The sequence below is a fragment of the Amycolatopsis sp. cmx-4-83 genome (genome assembly GCF_046548815.1).
GTDB lineage: Bacteria > Actinomycetota > Actinomycetes > Mycobacteriales > Pseudonocardiaceae > Amycolatopsis > Amycolatopsis pretoriensis_A.
Genome location: NZ_JAEBEF010000006.1, coordinates 76,930 through 96,660, shown reverse-complemented (window position 1 = coordinate 96,660; position 19,731 = coordinate 76,930). Strand labels below are relative to the sequence as shown.

Sequence of the window (19,731 nt, the reverse complement as noted above, 5' to 3'; positions counted from 1 at the left end):
CTTTCGCGCGTTTCTTTTGAGGCGCAGAGCCTCTGAGGGGCAGGGTTTCATCCCTTCACCGCCCCGGCCATCAGGCCGCCGGTGAGCTTCTTCCGCAGGATGCCGAAGAAGACGATGCTGGGGATGGCCGCGAGCACGGCGCCCGCGGCGAGCGGACCGAGGGCGACCTTGCCCTCGCCGCCGATGAACATGGTGAGCGTGATGGGCAGGGTGTAGTTCTCCGGCGACTGCAGCAGCACCAGCGCGAAGAAGAATTCGTTCCACGACGAGACGAAGCTGAACATCGCGGTCGCGACTACGCCGGGGGCGAGCAGCGGGAAGACGATCGTGCGCAGCACCGTCAGCCGGCTCGCGCCGTCCACCGCCCCGGCTTCCTCGAGTTCCACCGGGATCGCGGCGACGTACCCCTGCAGCATCCACAGCGCGAACGGCAGCATGTACGTCGTGTGCACGAGCGTCAGGCCGGCCAGGTTGTCGGCCAGGCCGAGCGTCCGCAGGATCAGGAACAGCGGCAGGATGATCAGCACCACCGGGAACACCTGGCTGACCAGGATCCAGCCGACGCCGGCCGCGCGCACCTTTCCCTTGAGCCGCGCGAGGACGTACGCGGCGGGCACGGCGATGACGACCGACAACGCGGTCGAAGCCAGCGCGACGACCAGGCTGTTGGCCGCGGACCGGACCAGGCCCTGCTTGTTCAGCGCTTCGGTGTAGTTGTCCCAGTGCCACTCGCCCGGCAGCAGGCTCACCGTCAGCGAGTTCAGCTCGCCCGACGACTTCACCGACGCGGAAACGAGCCACAGCAACGGGAAGCCGAGGAACAGGATGTAGAGCGCGAGGGCCGCGTACTGGGCCGGGCGCACGAGGACGCGCATGGTCACCACCCCTTCGCGGCGCGGTCGTCGCGGAACTGCGACCGCAGGTAGACGGCGAGGATCAGCACCACCACGACGACGAGCACCAGGCCCATCGCGGCGGCGTAGCCGATTTCGCGGTTCTTGAAGGCTTCCAGGTAGATGAACAGCACCGGCACCATCGTCTTGCCGCCCGGTCCGCCCGCGGTGAGCACGTAGACCAGCGAGAACGAGTTGAAGTTCCAGATGAAGTTCAGCGACGTGATCGACGTGACGATCGGCCGCAGGCTCGGCCAGGTCACCGCGGTGAACCGGCGCCAGGCACCCGCGCCGTCGACCGACGCGGCCTCGTGCAGTTCGGCCGGGATCTGTTGCAGGCCCGCCAGGAGCGTCACCGTCGTCTGCGGCATGCCGACCCAGACGCCGACGACGATCACCGCGGGCAGCGCGGTGGAGAAGTCGCCGAGCCAGTTGACGTCGTCGGGCAGGCCGACGCCGCCGAGGAAGGCGTTGAGCGGGCCGCCGTTGGCCGAGTAGATCATCTGCCACATGATCGCCACGACGACCGGCGGCATCGCCCACGGGATCAGGGCGAGCACCCGCGTCAGGCCCTGCAGTTTCAGCCCGGAGTTGAGCAGCAGCGCCAATCCCATCGCCGCGGCGAGCTGGAGCAGGGTGACGCCGACGGTCCAGATCATGCCGATCCGCAGCGAGTCCCAGAACAGGTCGTTGCCGGCGAGCCGGGTGAAGTTGCCGACGCCGGCGAAGCCGTAGTCGGGGTGGCGCACCAGGCGCGCGTCGGTGAAGGCGAGGAAGATGCCGACGACGAGCGGGGCGACGCTGAGCACGAGGATCGGGATCAGCGACGGGAGAACGAGGGCGATCGCCTCGCGCCGCCGGGTGCGCGCCAGGACGGGCTTCTTCTTCCCGGGCGCCGGCGCCGGGCGCGTCAGGGTCGCGGTCACGCCGCACCTCCGGTCGACTCGCGGACCATCAGCTCCGGGCCGACGGCGATCTGCTGCGCCCGGTGGTCCGGGTCGTCGGTGAGCTGGAGCATGATCCGCGCCGCCGCGCGCCCGCGTTCGGTCGAACCGAGGGACACGCTGGTCAGGCTCGGCTGGAAGACGCGGCCGAGCTCGGTGTCGTCCATGCCGGTGACGGCGACGTCTTCGGGCACGGACAGCCCCTTCTCGCGGACCGCGCGGATCGCACCGATGGCGAGCAGGTCGTTGGCCGCGACGAGCGCGTCGACCGGACTGCGGGCGAGCAGCGTCCGGGCGGCTTCGAGGCCCGCGGCGACGGTGAAGTCGGCGGCGATCTCCTGGTCCACGCGCTCGAAGGCGGTGGTCTCGGTGGCGCCGTCGAACCCGCGCTGGCGGGACGCGCCGGGCGTCGTGTCGAGCGGCCCGTTGAGGAACCCGATCCGGCGGCGGCCGATGGCGTGCAGGTGCGCCACGGCCGCGCCGATCCCGCCCGCGGAGTCGGTGGAGACCGAGCTGATCCCCCGGTCGTCCAGCGCCCGGCCGATCACGACGACCGGGACGGGCGCCCGCTGGATCTCGGCGATGAGCCGGTCGTCGGTGCGCAGCGGGGTGACGATCATGCCGTCGACGAAGCCGCTGTTGAGGCTGCGGACGAGTTCGGTGGTCGAGGTCGCGGTGTCGCCGGTGGTCATCACGACGACGCGGTAGCCGTGCGGTTCGAGCACCTCGTGGATGGCGCGCATCATCTCGACGTAGACGGGGTTCCCGATGTCGGCGACGGCGAAGGCGACCTGGAAGGTCTTCTTCAGCCGCAGCGACCGCCCGATCGCGTCCGCGCTGTAGCCGAGCTCGGCGGCCGCGGCGCGGACGCGCTCGACCATCGCCGGGCTCGCGCCCGTCCCGTGCAGCGCACGGGAGGTCGAGGCCAGGGAGACCCCGGCGCGCTCGGCCACCTGCAACAGCGTGGCGCGTGGTGACGTCATCGTCGCTTCCACTCTCGAGTCAGGTGCTGGAAACGTTTCCAAGTTCGGAAGCAGTGCTTGGAAACGTTTCCAATCGGATTAATCCTGATACTTGCACCTGCTCGGCGAAGCTGTCAACACACCACGGAGAGCGCCCGCCCGGTCACGAGCGGGCGCCCCGCCCTCAGCCGACGATGTCGATGTCGAAGGGCTCCGCGGCGCTGTACTCGAGGTCCGCCCACAACGCGCCCGGCAGCGTGAAGCGCCGGTGGGAGATGAGGCGGTCGTCGTAGTCCGGGTCGGACTTCGGGTTGTGGCCGACGCCGACCTTGTCCGAGCCCCACGCGAAGATGTTGCCGACCCACATCGGCTTCGCCACGCCGTCGCGGTTGATGCGCGGGCGGACGACGATCGCGGCGCCGGCGCTGCCGGAGAGGGTGAGCCGGACGGTGTTGGAGCCGGCGTTGGGCGGGGTGACCGTGATGCGTTCCATGAACTCCACTCCGGGTTCGGTGGCAAGGGGTGCCGGCGACGGCCCGTCGACGCCGGGCCAGAAGTCGGCCACGACGGAGACGTCGATGCCGGGCGCGACGTCGAGCAGGTACTGCGCCGCGATCGCGCCGGGCGGGATCTCGCGCCGCCCGGTGGCCGTCGCGATCCAGTACAGCGGCGGTTCGACGTCCTGGTCGGCGAACGCGGCCTTCACCTTCGGCCACGTCGACCGGTTGCAGTAGACGACCGGGTGCGCGAACCCCGACCCGCGCCGCATCGCCGCCCAGCCGGGCGCTTCCTCGGGCCGCGCGTCGCCGGGCTCGACGTCGAGGACGTGACCGTCGTCCGTGGACGCCTTCTTGGCGATCCGCACCTTCAGCGCGTCCGGGAACATCGCCCAGTCGGCGTCGGTCCACGGCGCGAGCCTGATCCGGTCGATGTACCCGGCCACCAGCACGGGCCGCCGGTCCTTCTTCAGGATGTTGCGCGCGGTGAGCGCGTCGTACATGGTGCGCATCGGCTGCCTCGAAACTCGGCTCGGCGGACATCTGCCCGTCCACCATCGCCGAGTCCGAGGCGGCCCCGCCACGGCGAAGAGGGCGCCCCTTCGGGCAGCATCGCCGTCCCTACCGAACGGTCGGCGCGGATTCCGGTGCGCCGCACCGGTTCCGTCACTCTTCCCGCAACTGCTCCAGGCTCGCGGTGCGCCACAACGCGGGCAGTGTCACGGCGGTCACGAACAGCACCGAGGCGGCCGCGGTCGCCGTCAGTACGCCGATCGTCGCCAGGTCGACCGCGACCGGGCGGTGCACCACCAGGGTGAGCAGCAGCCAGTCGAGGCCGAGCCCGGCGAGCACGGCGACGACGACCGCCACCGCGACCGGGATCGCCAGCTGCCACACCAGGGACCGGGCGAGCACCCCGCGTCCGACGCCGTTCGCCATCAGCGCGGCGAGACTGCGCCGACGTTCGCGGAGCTGTTCCCACGCCGCGATCAGCAGGCTGCCCGCGGCGAGCAGCAGCACGAGGACCGAGCCGACCGACAGCACCCGCGTGATGAGGGCGTAGGTGCCGTCCCGTTCGGTGCCGAGCGAAGCGACGGCTCCGTTCCAGCCCACGACGTTGCGCACCCGCTCGACGACGTCCGGCCCGGCGTCGGGAATCCGCGCGTTCGAGCTCAGCCCGGCGCTCGTCGTCGTGCCGAGTGCTCCCGGCGTGACGAGCAGCGCCGACCCTTCACCGGCGCGCACGTGGTAGCGGTCCACCGGTACCGTCCACTGTGGATTGCCGCCGGTCGTGAACGAGACCCTTTCGCCCGGGCCGGGCGCCCCGGGACCCTCCGCGTAGACGTCGCCGTCGCGGCAGCCGGCGATCGCGAGTTCGGCGCACGGCGCCACCACGACGGACTTCCGCTCCCCCGCCGCGGTCCGCACCAGCCCGCGGGTTTCCACCGGGACGCCGCCCAGCCCGGGCAGGGCGTGCAGGGCGGTGGTGAACGCCTCGACGTCGGCGAGGTTCGCGGCGAAGGCGGTCGCGAACACCTGGACGTCCCCGGGCGGCGGCCGGTCGCTCTCCGCCCGCGCGTAGACCCCTTGCAGCGCAATGGATCCGGCGAGCACGACGGCGATGCCACCGACCAGCCGGGCCGCCGTCGCGCTGTCGAGCTGGAGCCGGCGCACGGCCAGCAGCCAGGCGGGCGAACCGCCGTGCAGCGCGCCGGCGACGCGCTCGACCAGCCACGGCAGCACGAGCGGCACGGCGGTGAGGACGAGCACGACACCGGCGATCACGGCGGGGTCGAGCGCGTCTCCGGCCCCGGCGCGGACGGCCAGCAGCACCCCGCCGGCGACCGCGGGCAGCAGGCGCCACCAGAGTTTCCGCCGCACCCGCGTCCCGCGCCGCACGACCCCGAGCGGCTCGACGACGACCCGCCGCAGCGCGAAGACGGCCGCCGCGCACGCCAGCAGCGGGAGCGCGAGGAGTGCGGGCACACCGAGGTGCCAGTCGGGCAGGACGTCGGCGGCGAAGATGCCACCGCGGAAGGCGGACACGGTGATCCGCGGGACGAGCGCGCGCACGAGCAGGAACAGCGCCCCGCCGACGACGAGCCCGGCGAAGGACCCGAGCAGCGCCTCCCCGGCGGCGATCCGGCGCACCTGCCCGCGGTCCGCGCCGACCAGCCGCAGCGCGGCCAGCCGCCGATCGCGCGCGGCCGCGGCGAGCCGGGTGCTCGTGACGACGAAGACGAACACCGGCACGAGGCAGGTCGTCGCCCCGACCACGACGAGCAGCAGTTCGAGCGGATCGAGCCCGCGCCGCACGGGCGAACCCCCGAACCCGCTGACGGTGACGGCTTCGGGCTGCGTGGCGACGGTCGCGGAGCCGACGTAGAAGTACAGCTCGTTCGGCCCGGTCAGCCCGGCGTCGCCGATGGTGCCGATCACCCGCTGCGCGAAGCGCGGGCGCAGCAGTTCCCCTTCCGGCGACTGCAGGAGTGCGGCGAGCGCGGGCGAAAGCACGGCCTCACCGGGACCCGGCAGCCGTCCGACCCCGGGAACGGCGGGCGTCCGCGGTCCGGTGGGCTGCACGAGGTAGCCCTGGAGGCCGCTCCCGCGGAACTCGTCGTTGCGAACAACGGCGTAGACGGGATCGACGCCCTCGACGGCCCCGGCCACGGCCGCGCGCCCGGCGGACCGGTCGGCCCGCGCGCCGAGCATGTGGGGAAGCGAGGTGGCGGTGAGGAGCACGACCACACCGAGCCCGACCCCGACGGCGGTCAGTGCGAGCCGCGCCCACGCGGTCCGGACACCCCCGCCGCCGAGGGCGAGCCGCATCCCGAGCCCGAAGTCGGTGGCCCAGCGCCGGATCATCGGACCACCTCCGCCTGACGGACCGGCAGATTGAGGGCAAGGTCGGCCACCCGGCGCGGGTCGGCGCTGAGTTGCCGGGTCCCACGCACCCAGCGCCGGTCGGCCTCGAGCCACCCTTCCCGGCGCACCACCCAACCCCGGTCGGCCTGACGCCACCGAACCCCGCGTGCCGCCCAACGCTGGTCGGCCCCGATCCGCCCGTCCCCGCGCACCACCCAACGCCGGTCAGCCCCGAGCCACCCCAGCCCACGCACCACCCAGCGCTGATCGGCCCCGAGCCACCCCTCCCCGCGCACCACCCAACCCCGGTCGACCTGACGCCACCGGAGCCCGCGCACCACCCAACCCAGGTCAGCCTGACGCCACCGAACCCCGCGCACCACCCAGCGCTGATCGGCCCCGAGCCACCCCTCGCCGCCCATCACCCAACCCCGGTCGACCTGACGCCACCGGAGCCCGCGCACCACCCAACCCCGGTCAGCCTCACGCCACCGAACCCCGCGCACCACCCAACGCCGGCCCACGCCGGCGCCAAGCCGCCGGGGCCCGCCACCGTGCACCGCGCCTACCGGCCGCGGGCCGGGCGTCGGCTCCGATGCCCGCAGCCGCCTCTCCCCCGACCGCTGCCCCAGCGGGGAGTCGGCCGCCGGCCGGAGTTCGGTCATCGGGTCACCTCCAGCTGGCGGGTCCGGCCGTCGCGGACGACGACCTCGCGGTCCGAATACGCCGCCACCCGGGGCTCGTGGGTCACCAGGACCACCGCCGCGTCGCGGTCGCGGGCCGCGGTCGTCAAGAGCTGCATCACCTGCTCCCCGTTGAGGGAGTCCAAGGCTCCCGTCGGCTCGTCCGCGAACACCACGCGCGGGTCCGTCACCAGTGCGCGGGCGACCGCCACCCGCTGGCCCTGCCCGCCCGACACCTCCCCCGGCCGCTTCCCCTCGATGCCGGTCAGGTCCAGCTCCGCCAGCATCGCGCGCCCGCGCTCCGCGGCGACCCGGCCGCGCACGCCGTTCAACCGCAGGGGCAGCGCCACGTTCTCCAGGCACGTCAGCTCCGGCACCAGCTGCCCGAACTGGAACACGAACCCGAAGTCCGTGCGCCGCAACGCCGAACGCGCCCGGTCGGTCAGGCCGGCCAGGTCGGCGCCGTCGTAGCGGACCGTGCCGCCGTCCGGCCGGACGATCCCGGCCAGGCAGTGCAACAGCGTCGACTTGCCCGCCCCCGACGGCCCCATCAGCGCCACGACCTCGCCCGCGCGGACCCGCAGGCTCGCCCCCGCCAGTGCCTCGGTCGGCCCGTAGGCCTTCCGCACCTCCGCCGCCTCCAGCAGCACCTCGCTCACGCGATCTCCTTCGCCAGCTGGTCGAGCCGGGCCGCGGTCAGCTCCAGCCAGCGGAGGTCGGCCTCCAGGTGGAACAGCGCGTGGTCGCAGATCAGCTGGTCGACGAGATCACCCGCGGTCTTGCGGCGGGTCAGCTCGCGCATGGCGTCGAGGTGCGCCGACCGCTGGACGTCGAGGACCTCGGCGGCCGGCCGCCCGGACAGCAGCGCGAGCACCACCTTCGTGTACAGCGTGTTCTGCAGGTACGCCTCGGGCTTCTCCGGCGTCCCGAGCCAGGTCCCGACGTCGGCGACCCCGGCGTCGGTGATCGCGTAGCGCTTCCGCTCGGGGCCGCCGTCCACCTCGACGCCGTCGGCCTCGACGAGCCCCTGCTTCAGCAGCCGCGCGAGGGTCGAATAGACCTGGCCGTAGTGCACGCGTCGGTCGTGCCCGAACCGGTCGTCGTAGGCGCGTTTCAGGTCGTAGCCGTGCCGCGGGCCGCGCTCCAGCAGCCCGAGCAAGGTCAGTCCGATCGACATGCGGGTCACTGTACACAGTGTGTATAGCTAGGGTTTATACACCCTGTTCATAGTGAAATCGCCGAGGCCAGGACCGCCCGGAGCGGCGTCGCCGGACGCCCCAGCAGCTCTTCGAGCGAAGGCCCGGTGACGGCGAATTCGCCCCGGCGAGCCGCGTGGAACATGCCGAGCAGCAGCGTCGCCTGCGCCTCCGGGACACCGTGCCCGGTCAAGCCGGCCACCCACTCGCCGTCCTCGGCCACCACGCGCCGGATCGGGCGGCCGGTGAGCTCGGTGAGCAGGGCGGCGACGTCGCCGAGGTCGAGGGCGGCCGGCGCGGTCAGCGGCGGCGTCGGCCCGTCGAACCGGCCCTCGTCGGCCAGGACGACGGCCGCCGCCTCGGCGAGGTCGGCGTGCGCCGTCCACGACACCGGGCCGTCGGCCGGGGCGACCAATTCGCCGGTCCGCAGCGCCTCCCCGAGCAGCAGCGGGACGGTGGCGGCGTAGAACCCGTTGCGGAGCACGGTGAACGGCGAGCCCGCCGCCGCGAGGTGGCGTTCGGTCGCCGCGTGGTCAGGCATCGGCGCGAAGAGCGAGTCCGCCGCGGCCGCCTGGTGGCTCGTGTAGAGCACGCGCTTCACCCCCGCCTCGCGCGCGGCGTCGATCGCCGCGGCGTGGTGCGCGACGGCCGTGTCGCCGGTCGCGTCCGTCGAGACGACGAGGACCTGCGTCGCGCCCTCGAACGCCTCGGCCAGCGAGGCCGGGTCGGCGAAGTCGCCGCGGCGCACGCGGACGCCCCGCTCGGCGAGCCCGGCCGCGCGGGCGGGCTCGCGGACGCTCACGCCGATTTCGCCGGCCGGAACCCGGTCGAGGAGGTGGGCGACGACCTGCGAGCCGAGCTTGCCGGTGCCCCCGGTGATGACGATCATGGTACTTCCCTTCGTTAACGTCGTTAGTAACTACGTTAGCACCATTGATAGCAGATATGCGTTACCATCGAAACCATGAACCGGACGGAAGCCCGCGAGAAGATCGTCGAAACCGCCGCGCGGCTGCTCCAAGAGCACGGCGCGGCGGCGGTGACCGTCCGCGCGGTCGCCCAGGCGGCCGGCCAGCAGGCACCGGCCCTCTACCGGTTCTTCGAGGACAAGGACGCGCTGCTCGACGCGGTCGCCGAGCACGTCTTCACCACCTACGTCGCCGAGAAGTCCGGCACCGCCGGCACCGGCGACCCGGTCACCGACCTCCGGACGGGCTGGGACGCGCACATCGGCTTCGGCCTCGCCAACGCGGCCCTGTTCGGCCTGCTGGTCGTCCCCGGCCGCGTGTCCCCGGCGGCGGAGGCGGGCCTGGCGGTGTTGCGCGCCCGCATCCGCCGCGTCGCGGAGGCCGGCCGCCTGCGCGTCCCCGAGCCGCGCGCGGTCGACCTGGTCCACGCCGCCGGCACCGGCACGGTGCTCGCCCTGCTGGCCGCGCCGCCGACCGGCCGCGACCCCGGTCTCGCCGACGCGATGTGGGAGGCGGTCGCGCACCGGATCCTGACCGACGTCCCGACCCCGGACGCCGCGCCCGCGCCGCTCACCGACGCCGAACGCGCACTGCTGGCCGAATGGCTGTCCCGGCCGCGGCAGTGAGTTATTCACCCTCCGGGGGTTTGCGCGATTCGTGGACACTTTTGTCTGCGGTGTAACAACTTTCGGACTCCTCGCGCCATAGGGGACAGCGTTCGCGCTTGTCCGGTCCCCGCCACCCCAGGAGTTCGTGATGAGTTCTCGTCGCTCCACGCTTCCGCGAAGATCCCGACGTGCCTTGGCTTTGGGCGTCGTCGTGCCGCTCGCCCTCGGCTTGGCCGTGGCCGCCGCGCCACCGGCCGCCGCGGTGCCGGCCGGGTTCGCCGACACCGTCGCCATCGGCGGCCTGACCTCGCCGACCGCCGCGGCGTTCGCGCCCGACGGGCGGGTGTTCATCGCCGAGAAGAGCGGCCTGGTCAAGGTCTTCGACTCCCTCGCCGACCCGACCCCGACCGTGTTCGCCGACCTGCGCACCCCGACCCAGGACTTCTGGGACCGGGGCCTGCTCGGGCTCGCGATCGACCCGGGCTTCCCCGCCCGGCCGTACGTCTACGTCTCCTACACCCTCGACGCCGAGCCGGGCGGCACCGCGCCGCGCTGGGGCGACACCTGTCCCACGCCGCCGGGCGCGACCGACCAGGGCTGCGTCGTCACCGGCCGCGTCTCCCAGCTGACCATGGGCCCGGCCGGGACCGCGGTCAGCGAGAAGCCGCTGGTCACCGGCTGGTGCCAGCAGTTCCCCAGCCACTCGATCGGCTCGCTCGCCTTCGGCCCGGACGGCGCCCTGTACGCGGGCGGCGGGGACGGCGCCAGCTTCAACTTCGCCGACTACGGCCAGGTCGGGAACCCCTGCGCCGACCCGCCCTCCCCCGCCGGCACGAACCTCTCGCCGCCGTCGGCCGAAGGCGGCGCGCTGCGCTCGCAGTCCCCGCGCCGGGCGGCCGGACAGCCGGTGCTGCTCAACGGCACGATCCTGCGCATCGACCCCGACACCGGCGCCGGGCTGCCCGGCAACCCGTTCGCGGGCAGCGCCGACGCCAACGCTCGCCGCATCATCGCCTACGGCGCGCGCAACCAGTTCCGGTTCGGCTTCCGGCCGGGCACGAGCGAACTGTGGGCCGGCGACGTCGGCTGGAACACGTGGGAAGAGATCAACCGCGTCGCGAACGTCGGCGACGCCGTGGCCGAGAACTTCGGCTGGCCCTGCTTCGAGGGCACCGCCCGGCAGGCAGGCTACGACGGCGCGAACCTCGACCGCTGCGAATCGCTCTACTCGGCGGGCGGCCAGACCGCGCCGTACTACGCCTACAACCACAACGCCAAGGTCGTCGCGAGCGACCCGTGCCCGACCGGCGGCTCCTCGATCAGCGGCATCGCCTTCGAAGCCGGCAGCAACTACCCCGCCGAGTACGCCGGCGCGCTGTTCTTCGCCGATTCCTCCCGCGGCTGCATCTGGGCGATGCAGGCCTCCGGCGGCCAGCCCAGCCCGAGCCGCCTGGTGCCGTTCGTGACCGGAGCCAACGTGCCGGTCCAGGTGCTCACCGGCCCCGGCGGCGACCTGTTCTACGTCGCACTCGGCGCCGGTGAGCTCCGCCGCGTCAGCTACCCCGGCGGCACCAACCGGCCGCCGGTCGCCGCGGCCACGGCGACGCCGTCGAGCGGGCCCGCGCCGCTCACCGTTCAGTTCGACGGCACCGGCTCGGCCGACCCCGACGCCGGGGACACCCTGAGCTACGCCTGGGACCTCGACGCCGACGGCGCGTACGACGACTCCGCGGCGCCGCGGCCCACCTGGACGTACGGCACTGCGGCGGCGGTCGACGCGGGGCTGCGGGTGACCGACTCGCACGGCGCGACGGCGACCACGACCGTCCGCGTCACCATCGGGAACCCGGCCGGGCTCGACCCGGTGCCGGTCATCGACACGCCCGACGCCGCGCTCACCTGGTCGGTCGGCCAGACCGTGCCCTTCGCCGGGCGCGCGATCGACGCCCAGGACGGTCAGCTCCCGCCCTCGGCGCTGTCGTGGCGGCTCGCGATCCGGCACTGCGCGGCCAACGGCACCTGCCACACCCACAACGTCCAGGACTTCCCGGGCGTGGCTTCGGGGTCGTTCGTCGCACCGGACCACGAGTACCCGTCGTACCTGCAGCTGACGCTGACCGCGACGGACTCGACCGGCCGCACCGGGACCAAGACGATCGACCTGCAGCCGAAGACGGTGGCGCTGAACTTCACGTCGAGCCCGAGCCAGGCGATGCTGACCGTCGGCGGGACCCAGCAGCGGACCCCGTTCTCCCGCACGGTGATCGCCGGATCGACGAATTCGATCAGCGCGAACAGCCCGCAGAACCTGCCGCCGCTCAACCTGAAGTACGCCTTCACGAGCTGGGCGCACGGCGGGGCGCGCACGCAGAACGTCGTCGCGCCGCCGGCCGGGGCGACCTACCAGGCGAACTTCCGGCTCTGCTGGCTGCTGCAGCCCTGCTGACCGGGTGGCCCGGCCCCCGCGCGGGGGCCGGGTCAGCCCTTGGGCTCCTTCGTCTTCTCCGCCTTCTTCGACTCCTTCGCCGCCTGCTCGGACTCCTTGGCGGCTTCCTTCGACGCCTGCTTCGACTCCTTCGCGGCTTGCCTGGACTCCTTCGCCGCTTGGTTGCCGTTCGCCGATTGGTTGCCGTCCGCGGCCGTCTCGCCGGCGCCGGTGGTCTCGGCCTGCTCCTCGCCCGCCGCCGCTTCCCCGGACTCCCCCGGTGTCGGCGGCACCGACGTCACCTGAGCTGCCGAGGCCGGTTGCGAACCGCTGCCCGCGGCGGGCACGCCCGCCGCGGGCCGGGTTTCCGCCGGCTGCGAAGCCGCACCGTCGGCGCCCGGCGCCGGCGCGAGGTCGGACGTGCTGGCGCCGATGGTCACGGTCGTGACCAGCGCCGCGCTCGCCGCGGCCACCTTCGCCGCCGTCGCCCACGACAACGCCGACGTGCTCGCCGCGGCACCGGACGAGGCGAGCGATCCCGTGGCGGACAACCACTGCGACACGATCGGGACGCCCAGGATGAGCGGGGCGATCGCGCCGGGCAGTTCTTCGTTGAGCAGCCGGAGGCCGCCGGCGAGTTCCCGGCAGTCGGGGCAGCGGTCGAGGTGGCTGGTGATCCGGTGGGCCTTGTGGTCCCCGATCCCGTCGCGCACGTACCGGGCCAGCTGCCCGGAGACGACCTTGCAGTTCCGCCGCCGCGCGGCCGGGACGTGCTGGTCCAGGTAGGCCTGGCGCAACCCTTCGCGGGCGCGGTAGGCCAGCGCGGCGACGCCGTTGGGCGTCATCCCGATGTCGGCGGCGATCCGCGCGGGCGATTCGCCGTCGATTTCGGTCCGCCACAGGACAGTTCGCCACCGTTCGGGCAGGCTCGCGAACGCATCCGCGGCGACGCTCGCGTGCAGCCGGCTGTCCACCGGCTCGTCGCTCCGTTCGCCCGGCACGACGTCCGGCACCTCGGCGACGAGCGAGACCGCCGAGTCCCGCCGCCGCCAGCTGATCATCGTGTTCCGGATGGTGGTCAGCAAATACGGCCGGAAATCTTCGTCCGGACCGTCGCCGGAGCGCAGAATCCGTAGTACGCGGGTGAATCCTTCCGCGATCAGGTCGTCCCGCTCGGCCTCGTCGGCCGCGATCGCGGCCGCCACCCGGCGCGCGGCCCCGAGGTGCCGGTCGTACAACCGGCCGTACGCGGCGATGTCCCCGCCGCGCACCGCCTCGATCAAAGCCGCGTCGCTCGGGCCGTCCACCGTCCCGGCCACCGCCGGCACCACCTCGGTCACCACACCCCCTCGCCCGTGCGCTTGCACGTGCAGAACGTTCCGCGAATAGTCGCGCAACGAGTGACACCAGCGCAAGGTTGCGGCCCCGGGAGGACTTCCCGGATTTCTCCGGATCCGAGTGACCGGTGCCTTCGATTTGTCACTTCCCTGAGCTTTCCCCGGCGAATCCACCCCCGCCGCCGGGCCCGTCGTTGCCCTCTTCCGTACCGGCGAGTAGAAGACGAAGGCGGTGGCCGGGCCGGCCACCGCGTTCGTGTCCGATGTGGACGGTGGCGGGAGCCGGAGCCGACCCGCCGCGGCCACCACCAGGAAGGATTCCCATGCGCAGAGCCCTGCTCGTCCTGCTGACCGCGCTCCTGCCCTGTCTCGTGCTCACCGCACCCGCGCGCGCCGGCGCGCCCGCCGTGACGGCGATCCCCGCGAACGCCGGCCGGGGCTGGCCGGTCAGCGGCTCCCAAGGCGTCCTCGACCTCGCCGCGCGCGGGTACGTCGAGGAGGAGTACCTTCTTTCCGGCCAGGCCGACACGTACGCCCAGACCGGCCTGTGGACCGAAGACGGGCGGTGGGCCACCCGGATCGTGAGCACCGGCACCCCGTACACCACGCGGCTGGTCGTGGTGCGGCCGGCGGATCCCGCGCGCTTCAACGGCACCGTCGTGGTCGAGTGGCTCAACGTCAGCTTCGGCGTCGACATCCCGGTCGACTTCTCGCAGTCTTACGAGCACTTCACGCGTGAGGGCTACACCTACATCGGCGTGACGACGCAGAAAGCGGGTGCCGACAAGCTCAAGAGCCTCGACCCGGGCCGGTACGCCGGCGTGGACCTGAGCGGGGATGCGCTTTCCTACGACGTGTTTTCCCAGGCCGCGCAGGCCGTCCGGGCCACACCGCGGCTGCTCGGCGGCCGGACGCCGTCGGTCGTGCTGGCCACCGGCCACTCGCAGTCGGCACTGCGCCTGACCACCTACGCCAACGCGATCCAGCCGGTGCGCCACGCCTACGACGGCGTCCTGATCCACGGCCGCGCCGCACTGGCGGCCCCGATCGGCGACGGCGCCCTCGGCCCGCTCTCCGCCCGCATCCGCACCGATCTCGACGTGCCGGTGTTCGTCCTGCAATCCGAAACCGACGTCGTCGCTTCGGCTTCGGTCCGCCAGAACACGGCACGGGTGCGCACCTGGGAGGTGGCCGGCACCGCGCACGCCGACCAGTACGGGCTCGACCTCTACAACGCCGCCAACGCGCGGGACGGCTCCCTCAACGGCGGCGCGCCGACGACGTGCGACAAGCCGGTCAACAGCATGACCTTCCGGTACGCGGAGAACGCGGCGTTCGCGCACCTGGACCGCTGGGCCCGCGGTGGCGGCGCCCCGCCACTCGCGCCGCCGATTTCGCTGCTGCTCAACGTCATCGTCGTGCGCGACGCCGATCAGAACGCCCTCGGCGGCGTCCGGCTGCCGGATTTCGAAGCCCCGCTGGCGGCCTACGCGCCGAACAACAGCGGCGGCAACGTCCCGGGTGCCTGCCTGCTGCTCGGGACGACGACACCGTTGTCACCGGCGCGGATCCGGCAGCTGTACCCGGACCACGCCACGTACGTCGCGAAGTTCACCGCGGCGGCGGACCGGGCGCTGCGGGCGGGCTACCTGCTGGGCGCCGACCGTGACGAGGCCGTGGCCCGCGCCCAGGCGGCCCCGGTGCCGTGACGCTTCAGTGCCCGCCCGGCCACCGCGGGGCGGGCACTGAAACCTGTTCCAGCACGTGAGCAAGCCGCCAAACCTTGCCCCGTCGTCGGATGTTGCCCGAAACAGTAACGTGTTCTAGTCTGACGCCGTGGAAGGGAGCCCGATGGACGAGCAGGCGATGCGGTACCCGAACCACCTCGGACACCTCGTCGTGTCCGCCCTCAAGCGCCACCGGGACAAGCCCGTGATGGTGCTCGGCGACACCACGCTGACCGGGGGCCGGACCGCCGAACAGGTCAGCCAGTACGCCCAGGCCTTCGAGGCGCTCGGGGCCGGCACCGGGGCACCCGTGGCGCTGCTGTCGCTGAACCGGCCCGAAGTCCTGCTCGTCATCGCCTCCGGGCAGGTGCAGGGCTCGCGGCGGACCGCGCTGCACCCGCTGGGCTCGCTCGACGACCACGCCTACATCCTCGCCGACGCCGGCATCACCACGCTGATCATCGACCCGGTGCCCGCCTTCGTCGACCGCGCGCTCGGCCTCCTGGAGAAGGTGCCCGGGCTGACCCGGGTGCTCACCATCGGACCGGTGCCGGACGCCCTGTCCCACGTCGGCAAGGACCTGACCGCCGCCGCCGCCGGGTTCGAGCCGCGGCCGCTCGTGCCGGTCGAGCTGCCGCCGGACCAGGTCGTGTCCATCACCTACACCGGCGGCACCACCGGGAAACCCAAGGGCGTCATGGGTACCGCGCGGGCGATGACCACGATGACCCAGATCCAGCTTTCCGAGTGGGAGTGGCCCGAAGCGCCGAAGTTCCTCATCTGCACCCCGCTTTCCCACGCCGGCGCGGCGTTCTTCGCGCCGACGCTGCTCAAGGGCGGTTCCCTGGTCGTGCTGCCGAAGTTCGACGTCGCCGAAGTGCTGCGCGTCATCGAAGAGCAGCGGATCACCGCCACCATGCTGGTGCCGACCATGCTCTACGCCCTGATGGACCACCCCGACTCGCGCACCCGCGACCTCTCGTCGCTGCAGACGGTCTACTACGGGGCGGCGTCGATCAACCCGGTGCGGCTGCGCGAGGCGATCGACCGGTTCGGGCCGATCTTCGCGCAGTACTACGGCCAGTCCGAAGCCCCGATGGCGATCAGCTACCTCGCCAAGGGCGACCACGACGACGCGCGGCTGGCGTCCTGCGGGCGGCCGTCGGCCTTCCTGCGCACGGCGCTGCTCGGCCCCGACGGTGTCCCGGTGGCCCCCGGCGAGCCCGGCGAGATCTGCGTTGCCGGGCCGCTGCTGGCCGGCGGCTACTGGAACCTGCCGGAAGTCACCGCCGAGACCTTCCGCGACGGCTGGCTGCACACCGGCGACGTCGCCCGCGAGGACGAGGACGGGTTCTGGTTCATCGTCGACCGGGTCAAGGACATGATCGTCACCGGCGGGTTCAACGTGTTCCCCCGCGAGGTGGAGGACGTCGTCGCCGAGCACCCCGCGGTCGCGCAGGTCGGCGTGATCGGCACGCCGGACGAGAAGTGGGGCGAGGCCGTGACGGCGGTCGTCGTCCTGCGCGAAGCCCTGGACGAGGCCGCGATCGAGCGTCTCACCACCGAGATCCAAGCGGCGGTACGAGAGCGCAAGGGCCCGGTGCACGTCCCCAAACAGGTGATCGTCGCCGCTTCCCTGCCGATGACGGGGCTGGGCAAGCCGGACAAGAAGGCGCTCCGCGCTCAGTACGAGCCCCGCAGCGCCGCCGTGTAGGGCGTTATACGGCGGCGAGCTTGCCCGGGTTCATCATCCACAGCACCTGGTCGATGCCTTCGTCGGACGCGGTGACGGTGAGCACGGTGAAGACTTCGCCGTCCCGCGAGAGCAGCATGGCGTGCGCGCCGTTGACGAACGCCGGCGTCACCGAGACGCCGGCCCAGAACCGGGTGGCGAACGCGCGGACGTACTTCGCCACCGTGGTCGCGCCGCGTACCGGGATGCGCGAAGCCCGGGCCGCTCCCCCGCCGTCGGAGTAGCTGATGACGTCGGCGGCGAAGAGCTGCTCCAGCGCCGCCAGGTCGCCGGCCTGGGCCGCGGCGACGAACGCGGTCAGCAGGCGGCGCTGCTCGGGCAGCCCGGCGGGCGTGCGGCGCCCGGCCGCCAGGTGCTTGCGCGCCCGGCTGACCAGCTGGCGGGCCGCGGCTTCCGTCGTCTGCACGATGTCGGCGATCTCGCGGTACGGGTAGTCGAACGCTTCGCGCAGCACGTAGGCCGCGCGCTCGGTCGGGGTGAGCTTTTCCAGCAGGAGGAGCACGGCGAGCTCGAGCACGGCGCCCCGTTCGGCACCCAGCTGCGGGTCGGCGGCCGTGTCGACCGGCTCCGGCAGCCACGGGCCGACGTAGGTTTCGTGGCGCGCGTAGGCGGTCTTGGTGGCGTTGATCGCCAGCCGGGTGGTGGTCGTGGCGAGGTAGGCGGCGGGGTTGAGCACCGCGGCCCGGTCGCTCGCCTGCCAGCGCAGCCAGACATCTTGCAGGAGGTCCTCGGCGTCGACGGCGCTGCCGAGCATGCGGTAGGCGATGCCGAACAGCCGCGGCCGCACCTCGCCGAACACGGCGGCGGCGTCGTCGAGATCCTCCACGGTTCCGAATCCTGTCACAAATCCGCGCGCTGTCTTGTCGTAGCGGGTGTGCGGCGTCCCGGGACCGTCCGGGGCGCGCCGGAACGGAAAGGACGCCCCATGAAGGTCGTCGTCATCGGCGGGACCGGTCTGATCGGCACCGCCCTGGTCGCGAGGCTGGCCGGGCACGGGCACGAGGCGGTGCCCGCCGCGCCGAGCACCGGCGTGAACACGCTCACCGGAGCGGGCCTCAAGGAGGTGCTGCGGGGCGCGGACGTCGTCGTCGACGTGTCGAACTCGCCGTCGTTCGCCGACGACGACGTGATGGCCTTCTTCACCACCTCGACCCGGAACATCGTCGAGGCCGCGAAGGACGCGGGCGCCGGGCACTACGTCGCGCTCTCGGTGGTCGGCACGGACCGCCAGCCCGGCGTCGGGTACTTCCGCGCCAAGCTCGCGCAGGAGGAGCTGATCACCGCGGCCGGCCTGCCGTTCTCGATCGTGCGCGCCACGCAGTTCTTCGAGTTCGCCGGCGGCATCGCGGACACCTCGACCACCGACGGCGTGGTCCGGCTGCCCGGCGCGGGCGTGCAGCCGATGGCGGCCGCGGAGGTCTCGGCCGCCGTCGGGCGGACCGCCGCGGGGACGCCGGTCGGCGGCGTCACCGAGGTGGCGGGCCCCGAGGTGTTCGGCCTCGACGAGTGGGTCCGCCGCGTGCTGACCGCGCGTTCCGACCCGCGCGAGGTGGTCACCGACCCGGCGGCGCCGTACTTCGGAGCCGTCCCGGGGCCGGAAGACCTGCTGCCCGGCCCGGGCGCGCACCTCGCGGAGACGACCCTCGGCACCTGGCTGGCCCGGTCGTGACGCGGTCCCGCGCGGGTGGCGCGGTGCCACCCGTGCGGGATCGGCTTGCACGTCTCGCTGTCCTGCACCCGCAGGGACAGCCGCAGTTTCATCCCCTGCTTGTCGTCGCTGCGGATCTTGTCGGCGTCGAAGTAGTACGGCCCCTGGGTGGTGGCGCGGTGAGGGTGCACGTCCGCGCGCGGGCCTGCACGGATGACCATGCTGCTACGCTTTACTCAACTAATTGACTAGGTGAGGTGGCGCATGAGCAGCTTCCGCAAGGCCGTCGAGGCCCGTGATCCCGAGGCCATGGCCGCGACGCTCGCGGAGAACGTCGTGTTCCGCAGCCCGGTGGCGTTCAAGCCCTACCCCGGCAAGGCGATCACCGCCGCGATCCTGCGGGGTGTCCTGCGCGTCTTCGAAGATTTCCGTTACGTGCGCGAGCTGAGCGGCGACGAGGGCCGGGACCACGCGCTCGTCTTCGAAGCCCGGATCGGGGACGTGCGGGTCGAGGGCTGCGACTTCCTGCACCTCGACGCCGACGGTCTGATCGACGAGTTCACGGTGATGGTCCGCCCACTGTCGGCGGCGCAGGCACTGGCCGAGGCGATGGCGGCGCAGTTCGAGCAGATTCAGCGCGAAGCACTCAACTAAGTGAGTATGGCACTGCGTCACGCCCTGATGGCGGCGCTGCTCGAAGGCGAGGCGTCGGGCTACGACCTGGCGAAGGGTTTCGACGCCTCGGTGGCGAACTTCTGGGCGGCGACCCCACAGCAGCTCTACCGCGAACTCGACCGGATGGCGACCGGCGGCCTGGTCGCGGCCCGGCTCGTGCACCAGGAACGCCGTCCGGACAAGCGCCTGTTCTCGCTGACCGAGGCCGGGCGCCGGGCGTTGCGCGAGTTCACCGCGCGCCCGCCCCGCCCGGGCGTGATCCGCGACGAACTCATGGTCCAGGTGCAGGCGGTGGACGAGGGCGACGAGGCGGCGGTGCAGGCCGCGCTCGAGGAGCGGATGGCCCGCGCGGAAGCCAAGATCGCCCGCTACGAGCGGCTCCGCGCGCGGCTGCTGGACGGCCGCTTCGAAGACGACTACCTCGCCGAGGCGGAGCGGATCGGGCCGTACCTGACGCTGATGCGCGGGCTGGCGTTCGAGCGCGAGAACCTGCGGTGGTGCGAGCAGTCCCTGAAGATCCTGCGGCGCCGCGCGGCCGGCACCTAGCGCG

General features: G+C 72.8%; 17 protein-coding genes. 7 read left to right on the top strand and 10 right to left on the bottom strand.

Going from position 1 to position 19,731, the window contains the following annotated elements; genetic code table 11:
• Window positions 1-47: 47 nt before the first annotated feature.
• The 8 genes from ACLJQM_RS19410 to ACLJQM_RS19375 all read right to left on the bottom strand — a co-directional run bounded on the left by ACLJQM_RS19410 (window position 48) and on the right by ACLJQM_RS19375 (window position 8,929).
• The gene (locus tag ACLJQM_RS19410) at window positions 48-875 is read right to left on the bottom strand and encodes a carbohydrate ABC transporter permease (RefSeq protein ID WP_360780535.1); all 828 of its coding nucleotides are present in this window, start codon (window positions 873-875) and stop codon (window positions 48-50) included.
• A 2-nt stretch (window positions 876-877) separates the two neighbouring features.
• Window positions 878-1,819 (bottom strand): carbohydrate ABC transporter permease, encoded by a 942-nt coding sequence (locus tag ACLJQM_RS19405; RefSeq protein ID WP_410632255.1) that lies wholly within the window; start codon window positions 1,817-1,819, stop codon window positions 878-880.
• The gene (locus ACLJQM_RS19400) at window positions 1,816-2,820 is read right to left on the bottom strand and encodes a LacI family DNA-binding transcriptional regulator (protein WP_410632254.1); all 1,005 of its coding nucleotides are present in this window, start codon (window positions 2,818-2,820) and stop codon (window positions 1,816-1,818) included. Before ACLJQM_RS19400 ends, ACLJQM_RS19405 begins: the two co-directional genes overlap by 4 nt.
• 163 nt (window positions 2,821-2,983) lie before the next feature.
• Complete coding sequence (locus tag ACLJQM_RS19395; protein WP_410632253.1) at window positions 2,984-3,808, bottom strand: hypothetical protein; 825 nt, start codon at window positions 3,806-3,808, stop codon at window positions 2,984-2,986.
• A gap of 154 nt (window positions 3,809-3,962) precedes the next feature.
• Window positions 3,963-6,161, bottom strand: coding sequence for an FtsX-like permease family protein (locus ACLJQM_RS19390; RefSeq protein WP_410632252.1), 2,199 nt, complete (start codon window positions 6,159-6,161; stop codon window positions 3,963-3,965).
• Window positions 6,162-6,822: 661 nt separating this feature from the next.
• The gene (locus ACLJQM_RS19385) at window positions 6,823-7,503 is read right to left on the bottom strand and encodes an ABC transporter ATP-binding protein (RefSeq protein ID WP_247023801.1); all 681 of its coding nucleotides are present in this window, start codon (window positions 7,501-7,503) and stop codon (window positions 6,823-6,825) included.
• Complete coding sequence (locus ACLJQM_RS19380) at window positions 7,500-8,021, bottom strand: PadR family transcriptional regulator (RefSeq protein ID WP_360780521.1); 522 nt, start codon at window positions 8,019-8,021, stop codon at window positions 7,500-7,502. The genes ACLJQM_RS19385 and ACLJQM_RS19380 overlap by 4 nt, the downstream gene beginning before the upstream one ends.
• Window positions 8,022-8,068: 47 nt before the next feature.
• Window positions 8,069-8,929 carry an NAD(P)H-binding protein gene (locus tag ACLJQM_RS19375; RefSeq protein ID WP_247023803.1) on the bottom strand — a complete coding sequence of 287 codons (861 nt, stop codon included), beginning with the start codon at window positions 8,927-8,929 and terminating at the stop codon, window positions 8,069-8,071.
• A gap of 75 nt (window positions 8,930-9,004) precedes the next feature.
• Here ACLJQM_RS19375 and ACLJQM_RS19370 point away from each other — a divergent pair, with 75 nt between their 5' ends.
• Window positions 9,005-9,634, top strand: a complete 630-nt coding sequence (locus ACLJQM_RS19370; RefSeq protein WP_410632250.1) for a TetR/AcrR family transcriptional regulator — start codon at window positions 9,005-9,007, stop codon at window positions 9,632-9,634.
• Window positions 9,635-9,764: 130 nt separating this feature from the next.
• On the top strand, window positions 9,765-12,062 hold the full coding sequence (locus tag ACLJQM_RS19365; protein WP_410632249.1) for a PQQ-dependent sugar dehydrogenase: 2,298 nt from the start codon (window positions 9,765-9,767) through the stop codon (window positions 12,060-12,062).
• A gap of 32 nt (window positions 12,063-12,094) precedes the next feature.
• On the opposite strand, the gene ACLJQM_RS19360 is transcribed toward ACLJQM_RS19365, so the two are convergent.
• Window positions 12,095-13,381, bottom strand: coding sequence for a sigma-70 family RNA polymerase sigma factor (locus ACLJQM_RS19360; RefSeq protein WP_410632248.1), 1,287 nt, complete (start codon window positions 13,379-13,381; stop codon window positions 12,095-12,097).
• 320 nt (window positions 13,382-13,701) lie between these two features.
• On the opposite strand from ACLJQM_RS19360, the gene ACLJQM_RS19355 reads away from it, so the two are divergent.
• Window positions 13,702-15,087, top strand: coding sequence for an alpha/beta hydrolase domain-containing protein (locus ACLJQM_RS19355; RefSeq protein WP_410632247.1), 1,386 nt, complete (start codon window positions 13,702-13,704; stop codon window positions 15,085-15,087).
• Between the two features lie 127 nt (window positions 15,088-15,214).
• Window positions 15,215-16,819 (top strand): fatty-acid--CoA ligase FadD8, encoded by a 1,605-nt coding sequence (fadD8, locus tag ACLJQM_RS19350; protein ID WP_360780504.1) that lies wholly within the window; start codon window positions 15,215-15,217, stop codon window positions 16,817-16,819.
• Between the two features lie 4 nt (window positions 16,820-16,823).
• On the opposite strand, the gene ACLJQM_RS19345 is transcribed toward fadD8, so the two are convergent.
• Complete coding sequence (locus ACLJQM_RS19345; RefSeq protein ID WP_410632246.1) at window positions 16,824-17,684, bottom strand: RNA polymerase sigma-70 factor; 861 nt, start codon at window positions 17,682-17,684, stop codon at window positions 16,824-16,826.
• Window positions 17,685-17,783: 99 nt separating this feature from the next.
• On the opposite strand from ACLJQM_RS19345, the gene ACLJQM_RS19340 reads away from it, so the two are divergent.
• From ACLJQM_RS19340 to ACLJQM_RS19330, 3 genes are all read left to right on the top strand, one after another.
• The gene (locus ACLJQM_RS19340) at window positions 17,784-18,527 is read left to right on the top strand and encodes an SDR family oxidoreductase (protein WP_410632245.1); all 744 of its coding nucleotides are present in this window, start codon (window positions 17,784-17,786) and stop codon (window positions 18,525-18,527) included.
• 243 nt (window positions 18,528-18,770) lie between these two features.
• A complete protein-coding gene (locus tag ACLJQM_RS19335; protein ID WP_360780495.1) occupies window positions 18,771-19,160 on the top strand; it encodes a nuclear transport factor 2 family protein in 390 nt (129 codons plus the stop codon).
• Between the two features lie 6 nt (window positions 19,161-19,166).
• Complete coding sequence (locus tag ACLJQM_RS19330) at window positions 19,167-19,727, top strand: PadR family transcriptional regulator (RefSeq protein ID WP_360780492.1); 561 nt, start codon at window positions 19,167-19,169, stop codon at window positions 19,725-19,727.
• The last annotated feature ends 4 nt before the right edge of the window (window positions 19,728-19,731 follow it).

What these genes read in the sequence shown, in the direction of transcription:
- ACLJQM_RS19410 (WP_360780535.1), bottom strand. Translation starts at nt 875, where the DNA reads ATGCGCGTCCTCGTGCGCCCGGCCCAGTACGCGGCCCTCGCGCTCTAC.
- ACLJQM_RS19400 (WP_410632254.1), bottom strand. Translation starts at nt 2,820, where the DNA reads ATGACGTCACCACGCGCCACGCTGTTGCAGGTGGCCGAGCGCGCCGGG.
- ACLJQM_RS19395 (WP_410632253.1), bottom strand. Translation starts at nt 3,808, where the DNA reads ATGCGCACCATGTACGACGCGCTCACCGCGCGCAACATCCTGAAGAAG.
- ACLJQM_RS19390 (WP_410632252.1), bottom strand. Translation starts at nt 6,161, where the DNA reads ATGATCCGGCGCTGGGCCACCGACTTCGGGCTCGGGATGCGGCTCGCC.
- ACLJQM_RS19380 (WP_360780521.1), bottom strand. Translation starts at nt 8,021, where the DNA reads ATGTCGATCGGACTGACCTTGCTCGGGCTGCTGGAGCGCGGCCCGCGG.
- ACLJQM_RS19375 (WP_247023803.1), bottom strand. Translation starts at nt 8,929, where the DNA reads ATGATCGTCATCACCGGGGGCACCGGCAAGCTCGGCTCGCAGGTCGTC.
- ACLJQM_RS19370 (WP_410632250.1), top strand. Translation starts at nt 9,005, where the DNA reads ATGAACCGGACGGAAGCCCGCGAGAAGATCGTCGAAACCGCCGCGCGG.
- ACLJQM_RS19365 (WP_410632249.1), top strand. Translation starts at nt 9,765, where the DNA reads ATGAGTTCTCGTCGCTCCACGCTTCCGCGAAGATCCCGACGTGCCTTG.
- ACLJQM_RS19355 (WP_410632247.1), top strand. Translation starts at nt 13,702, where the DNA reads ATGCGCAGAGCCCTGCTCGTCCTGCTGACCGCGCTCCTGCCCTGTCTC.
- ACLJQM_RS19340 (WP_410632245.1), top strand. Translation starts at nt 17,784, where the DNA reads ATGAAGGTCGTCGTCATCGGCGGGACCGGTCTGATCGGCACCGCCCTG.
- ACLJQM_RS19335 (WP_360780495.1), top strand. Translation starts at nt 18,771, where the DNA reads ATGAGCAGCTTCCGCAAGGCCGTCGAGGCCCGTGATCCCGAGGCCATG.
- ACLJQM_RS19330 (WP_360780492.1), top strand. Translation starts at nt 19,167, where the DNA reads ATGGCACTGCGTCACGCCCTGATGGCGGCGCTGCTCGAAGGCGAGGCG.